Source organism: uncultured Lactobacillus sp. (genome assembly GCF_902491705.1).
Lineage (GTDB): Bacteria > Bacillota > Bacilli > Lactobacillales > Lactobacillaceae > Lactobacillus.
On the sequence record NZ_CABUIW010000079.1, the window covers coordinates 1 to 7,069 of the forward strand.

At 35.5% G+C, this 7,069-nt stretch carries 6 protein-coding genes and 1 riboswitch; all 6 genes read right to left on the reverse strand.

The window, feature by feature from the left end; genetic code table 11:
* Positions 1–212: 212 nt before the first annotated feature.
* The 6 genes from mgtA to RDN22_RS10630 all read right to left on the reverse strand — a co-directional run bounded on the left by mgtA (position 213) and on the right by RDN22_RS10630 (position 6,839).
* Positions 213–2,894, reverse strand: coding sequence for a magnesium-translocating P-type ATPase (mgtA, locus tag RDN22_RS10605; protein WP_308558075.1), 2,682 nt, complete (start codon positions 2,892–2,894; stop codon positions 213–215).
* Between the two features lie 86 nt (positions 2,895–2,980).
* Positions 2,981–3,148, reverse strand: a riboswitch (M-box (ykoK) riboswitch).
* 128 nt (positions 3,149–3,276) lie between these two features.
* A complete protein-coding gene (locus tag RDN22_RS10610) occupies positions 3,277–4,212 on the reverse strand; it encodes an AAA family ATPase (RefSeq protein WP_308558076.1) in 936 nt (311 codons plus the stop codon).
* Between the two features lie 104 nt (positions 4,213–4,316).
* The gene (locus RDN22_RS10615) at positions 4,317–4,994 is read right to left on the reverse strand and encodes a 2,3-diphosphoglycerate-dependent phosphoglycerate mutase (RefSeq protein WP_308558077.1); all 678 of its coding nucleotides are present in this window, start codon (positions 4,992–4,994) and stop codon (positions 4,317–4,319) included.
* A gap of 9 nt (positions 4,995–5,003) precedes the next feature.
* Positions 5,004–5,189, reverse strand: coding sequence for a DUF308 domain-containing protein (locus RDN22_RS10620; protein WP_308558078.1), 186 nt, complete (start codon positions 5,187–5,189; stop codon positions 5,004–5,006).
* A gap of 8 nt (positions 5,190–5,197) precedes the next feature.
* Positions 5,198–6,097, reverse strand: coding sequence for a cation diffusion facilitator family transporter (locus RDN22_RS10625; protein WP_308558080.1), 900 nt, complete (start codon positions 6,095–6,097; stop codon positions 5,198–5,200).
* Positions 6,098–6,158: 61 nt separating this feature from the next.
* Positions 6,159–6,839, reverse strand: coding sequence for a histidine phosphatase family protein (locus RDN22_RS10630; RefSeq protein WP_308558081.1), 681 nt, complete (start codon positions 6,837–6,839; stop codon positions 6,159–6,161).
* Positions 6,840–7,069: the final 230 nt, after the last annotated feature.

Sequence of the window (7,069 nt, forward strand, 5' to 3'; positions counted from 1 at the left end):
TAGTGAATCGACTATCCCGTCGGATAATCAATTCACTATTAAGCTTAGAATGTTTTGTTTGTCAAAATTTTAGTTAATTAAATTTTTGAGCTATTTTGATGTAAAATTATAGTTAATTAAACAAATTTGCTAAAATCTGTCAAAATTATAGTTAATTAAAATTTTGACAGACAAATAAAAATGTCTAGGAAAAAATTCCTAGGCATTTTTCATTAAATCAAATACTTCTCACTCTTTAAGTACCATTTCTTAACAACCGTAGTTAAAACGATATATAGCACAAGCAGTACAGCAACTATTACTAAGAAATAAGCTGGAATTGGACCAAACTTCATAGCTTTGGCTACAGGAGTAATGAATGGCAAGAATGTTCCGATTATTGCCATCCCCATTGTTGAGTAAACCACAATAGCTGAGGCACGTTGTTGAATAAATGGAACAGCTGGATCACGCAACGCTTGAATAACCATTTCTTGTGTCCAAAGAGATTCAATAAACCAGCCAGTACAAAAGATTGTACTGAATAATAGTTTTTGACTAGCACTAGCAGCAACATAACTTGCCCCTACTGCTTGTGGACAAACAACAAAGTAAAGCAAGGCAAAAGTGATAATATCAAAGACTGATGAAGTTGGACCAAAGTAGAACATGAATTTTGGCAGTTTCTTTGTACTCCACTTTCTTGGCTCTGATAGATACTCGCGATTCATCGTATCAAATGGAATTGAAAGACAACTAGTACCATACATTAAATCTAAAATTAGTAATTGAAGTGGCAACATCGGTAAGAATGGTAAGAATGATGAAGCCACTAAAATAGAAAGAATATTACCAAAGTTAGATGACAAAGTAATCTTGATGTACTTCATAGTATTTCCAAATACTAAACGTCCAATTCTAACTCCATGTTCCAGAATATTTAAATCTTTATGAAGTAAAATAATATCTGCCGTCTTTTTAGCAATATCTACTGCTGTATCAACTGAAATTGATACATCGGCTGCCTTCATAGCTGGAGCGTCATTAATACCATCACCCATATATGCCACAGTGTGACCATTCTGACGCAGCAATTCAATGATCTTAGCCTTCATGTCAGGTGATAATTTAACAAACAGATCACAGTCTTCAACCATCTTTTTCATTTCTGCATCTGATTTACCTTCAAAGTCGCTACCTTGATAAATGCGATCAGCATTTAATCCTACTTTAAGAGCAACATTACGAGTTACAGCACCATTATCACCAGTTAAAATTTTAACTGCAATACCATCTTGCTTTAAATTATGAATAGCTGATTTAGCAGTATCCTTTGGTGGATCCAAGAATGCTAAAAATCCAACTAATGTCATATCAGTTTCATCGTCAGCATTAAATTCGCCAACTGGTGCTGGATTCTTTTTATAAGCTAACAAGACTACTCGCAAACCATCATTATTAAGATCATTGATCTTCTTTAAAATGTCTGCTCTTTTTTCTTCATCTAGAGGCAATACTTGATTGTGTATTTCTACTTGGCTAGAAGCTGCTAGCATTTCTTCTGCAGCTCCTTTAGTTACCAGTAAGTGCTGATTGTTATTATCTTTAACAACCACACTCATGCGGCGGCGTTTAAAATCAAAGGGAATTTCATCGATTTTTTGATAACTTGAGTCGATTTTCTTAGTATCAAGCTCATCTTTAGCAGCATCAATAACTGCCTTATCCATCAAATCCTTCATCCCCGTTTGATAGTAGCTATTCAAATAAGAAAGTCCTAATACTTCTTCTGTTTCTTGTAAATCAATATTATAGTGTCTTTCAAGTACTACCTTATCTTGAGTCAAAGTCCCTGTTTTATCTGTACAAAGAATGTCGGCTGAGCCAAAGTTCTGAATGGAATTCATTCTCTTAACAATCGTGCCATGCTTGGACATTTCAACAGAACCTTTAACCAAGTTACTGGTCACGATAACTGGCAACATTTCTGGAGTTAACCCTACCGCAGTCGCAATCGCAAAGATCAATGCATTGACCCAATTGCCTTTAGTTAACGCATTAATTACAAAAACTAACGGTGCAATTACTGCAGTCATTGTTAACAGGATTTTAGAAATGTTTTGAATACCAATATCGAAAGTAGTTTTCTTTGGCTTTTGATCAGCTATCGTTTGAGCTAATTTACCAAAAATGGTTGTGTCACCTGTCGCAAAAACAACTCCAGTGCCTGAACCAGATACAATATCTGTTCCCTCATACAAGATATTAGGATAATTAATATAATCAGTATCTTGAGCATTTGGTCTTTTATACGCAGTTTTTTCCACAGGACTAGATTCACCATTTAGTGAGCTAGAAGAACAAAACAGGTCTTTACTGCGAATTAAATACATATCAGCTGGAACCAAATCACCAGCTGCTACATTGATAATGTCACCAGGAACTACCTTCTTAGTTGGCAATTCTTGGTCTTGATTATCACGCTTAATATTAGTGGTGACAGAAATCATGCCTAAAAGTGATTTAACTGCATCGCTAGTTTTTACATTCTGGAAAAAACTAGTAAAACCTGAAATCAAAATCATTGTTAACATGATGATAACTGTACTCAGATCCTTTTGGTCTGACGGTACAAAAATATAATCAGTGAACAAAGACAATGTCGCTAAAATTAATAGCACGATTGTAAATGGTGTAAAGAATGATTCAATCAAGAAATGCAGCTTAGTGTTGTGTTGATTGTCACTAATTTCATTGGCACCATCTTTTTCTAGCCTTTTTTCGGCCTCTTTTGTTGTTAATCCATTACTAGAAGTATGCAATTTTTCTAAAACTGCTTCTGGCTTTTGATTAGCAATTTCTTGTAAAAATCTTTTATCCGAAGATATTTTTTTGGATTGGTTGATTCTAAGCATCTCAATTCTCCTTCTAAAAATACTCGGCAAACAAACAAAAAAGCCAATGCAAATAAATTGCATTGGTTTTTACAAGCGATTTTCAATCTTTTTACTCGTCGTTCAGTTTTAACACTACGTGACGTAAATTCCATTTGAATAGCTGATTGAGAAAAGCCTTGTCTCGACAATTCTTGTTTAACTCGTTGGCATCTCTGGATGTTGCTGAGCATCAGCATATGTTCACGTAGGAGTCTCACCTAACAGTTCATTTGCTTTTATTATTCGATTTCGCTACTCATAGTAGTTTTTATAATGAGATAAATCAAGCGACTTTACTTTTTCTTAGTGTTTTTGTAACAATCAAAAAAAGCCAATGCTATTAAAACATTGACTTTTATGACTACCAAATATGAAGTAAACGAGTTGAATCTAATTTACTTAAATTGAATTGGTGAACATGTTGCTTAGGATTTTCTGGGAACTCCTTAATGAAGTCTGCCACATTATATAATCCTGTAGAATATGTCCATACACCCTTCACTTTTCTGATTGGGTCAAGCATTTCATTTCTGATTGGATATGCCGAAATCAAAAAGTGCTTATGGTGAAACTTAAATACGAAATATGGCAACTTGAATTGCTTTACTGCCTCTTCTTCAGTCTTGGCAATTGAAACCACATTACGATATGTTCCATACTTTTCAGTAAATTTATCATTAAATGAAAAGTAGAAATTCGAGATATGCACATGTGGAAAATCTTCTTCATCCACTTTATCAGGAACAGCAATCACGTGTGAATAACGATCAAGATTACTTTCCTTTTGTGATAATGCATGATCCATTTGGTTAGGAACAATCTTATGTGCCCAATATGGCACTTCTGGATGTGCTTCGTAAGAGCGGTACATTTGTTTAACAACTTCTGGTTTTACCCAATCGTAATGCATTCTTGTTTGATTACGCTTGAGTAGATTTTCCAACGTGTTGTGCTGCATCAAATCCACTACGAAACATTCATAATGATATTTATCTACCCATGGTTTAAAATGCTCGATTGCACTAGGAACAATATGCGTTCCGTCGACAATTACAGTTTCCCCATGTTCCATCTTGTGTTCTACAAGGTGATCCACCATTTGCTCAGTACGCACAGTTACGTGCCGCGGAATCACTTGGTGTAATACATCCGCATCCTCTTGATAATAAACTGTTAGATCCGCCAATAATAACCTAATTTGATCACGACTGATCGCATAAGGCGTTAAGTGATGACGAGCAATAAAAGAAGATTTACCGGAGCCAGGTGCACCTCGCAATAAAAATAATTTACGCATGCAAAATACTCCAAACTAATATACTAGAAATCATAGTAAATTTTACCATAGTTGCAGAGAAATCCTTATTCAGAGTATTAAAAAAATGCAGGTTGTCTGCATTTTTAACGTAAAATTTCTTTATTAACGATATTTAATTGATCATCCATTGTATAAACGATGGGTTCTGCGTTAGGAACTTCAAGGTTCACAATGTCATGATTATCGATATTTTCAAGTTTTTTAATTAAAGCACGAAGACTTGAACCGTGAGCCACAATTAACTGATCTTCACCATTCAAAAGTCTAGAAGCAACATGATCATAATAATATGGCATCAAACGTTTCTGAGTTTGGTGAAGACTTTCTGCTCGCGGCATTAAATGTTGATCACATAATTTATAGCGGCGATCAATCATTGGCGAGCCTTGTGCTGGCGGAATAGAATCAAAACTTCTACGCCAAAGTAAGACCTGTTTTACACCAAATACTTTACGCGAAATATCCTTGTTAAGGCCACGTAAAGCCCCATAGTGACGTTCATTTAACCGCCACGTCTTAGTGATCGGCAGCCATAATAAATTGCATGTATCGGCAACAATGTTGGCTGTCGTGATAGCACGCGACAAGACCGAAGTATGAATATGCGTTGGTGCAAAATCTGAGATAGTATTAATCAATTCGCCTGCTTGTCTAGCCTGCTCTTCGCCCTTTGGGGTTAATGGAACATCATTCCATCCAGTGTAAACATTTGCGGCATTGGCAACACTTTCGCCATGTCGAACTAATACTAATTTAGCCATTTTTATTCCTTATTTATTAATTAAACATCTAATGATCATTACTATTCCCGCAATGGTAAAGATTACGCCTAAAATCATGAATGCTTTAATACCACCTTTATTGTTAGGTTGCTTGCGACGATTAAAAGCGTATGACATATCATATATACCCATAATTAAAACAATTATAGCTGTAAAAATATTGACTGAAAACATTGATCCACCTAATTTTCGTTATTTCCGCGGCCTGGAACAATCATCTTATCATTGCGGCCACGCTCACATTCTGCTTGCAAAGTAACGTGATTGATACCAAGATTTTCTTTTAATTTTTCACCAATTTGTTGATAAAGCTTCTCAAGTTCTCCAACTTGCATATCATGATCAACATTAATGTGGGCGTCCATCATAATAAAATCATCACTATAGCGCCAAACATGGACGTGGTGAATATTCTTCACTTCAGGAAATGACAGCATCAATTTGTTTACTTCAGTCAAATCAATATTAGGATTTGATTCCATTAACACGTTAGCTGCCTTCATGGTTATCTCATATGCTTCATGCAAAACAAAGACTGAAACCAAGATAGTTAATACTGGGTCAAGCCAAGTCACATTCCAGAAGTAAATAAAAATCGCACCAATTACAACGGCTACACTTGATAGTGCATCACTAAGCATATGAACAAATGTTGAGCGTACATTTAAGTTACCTTTAGCATCCCTATGCATCGCAAACATTGAGATCAAATTGGCAACTAACCCAATAATTGAAACAATTAACATGATCCCGCCGTGAATATGCTCTGGCTTCCAAAATCGTTGAATAGCTTCAATAAACAAAACTACACTAATCACGATCAAAATAACGCCATTGGTAAAAGCAGCTAGCGTTTCCGCCCGCTCATAACCAAAAGTCTTCTTTTGATTGCGGCTACGTCTACTGATCAGGTGAGCAATGAAAGACAAAATAATTGCACCTACATCACTCAAATTATGAACAGCATCCGAAAGCAGGGCTAGTGATCCTGAAAAAATACCACCTAAAAATTCGGCGACAGTAATAACAACATTTAATAGCGTAACAAATACATAACGCTTAGTTGTATGATCTTTATTCATGTAAATTTTCCTCTCGCTATCAGTGTACCAAAAAAGGCCCTACTTATGCAGTAGGACTTCTTTATAATTTTTCGGCATCGACATTGTAGTCGACGATTTCAAATTGACCATTATCATGCAAGATTCCTCGAGTAACGCTACCGTTATTTGGAAAAATAATGTCATGCTTGCCATCGCTCTTATTCCAGTACTTAATCGACAAGGTTTTAATAAAATCACCATGTGTAACTAATAGTACTCTTTCTTCATCCTTAGTAAGGTCTCTTAATACCTTAATTCCACGGATCATTCTCTTATCGAGTTCTTCTGTATTCTCTGCCAAATGGCGTGGATCAGCCTTCTTAGTTGCTTCTCTAAACTTATCTAATCCAACTTGATTGATAATCTTAGCAACATCATCTTCATGACCGATCCCAGCTGCCATCGCTACTTGATCCCAGGTTTGGTTAATATCATCACCTTCGAAAGTTCCAAAGAAAACTTCACGAAATTCTGGCAACTTTTTAATTTTACCAATATCCGAGACCAAATTAGCGTCTTTCATTAAATGAACGGTGTCAATTGCTCTTTTCAAATCTGATGAGTACATGTTATCAAAGTGAACTTGGCTTAATGCATTTGCTGTTCTCTTTAAATCGTTAATTCCCTTCACAGTTAGCGGAGAATCACACCAGCCTTGAACTTTGTTCAGCTGGTTAAACATTGTCTCACCGTGGCGAACTAAATAAACTTCTGTTGCCATAAATTAACCCCTGCTATATAAAACATGGAAATATGTAGAATAATATAATTTTCTACATACCAGAAAGATATATTATCCTTTCTTTGTTTTATTTACTGTCGTCAACACTAGTATTCCGATATTCCAATATAGGAGTAATCGCATTGACTAGCTCTTACAGCTTAAGGGTTTAGCTAACCCCGTTTTTCTTTTCTATTTTGCTAAAGCTAAAAGATTTAAAACTGCATTTT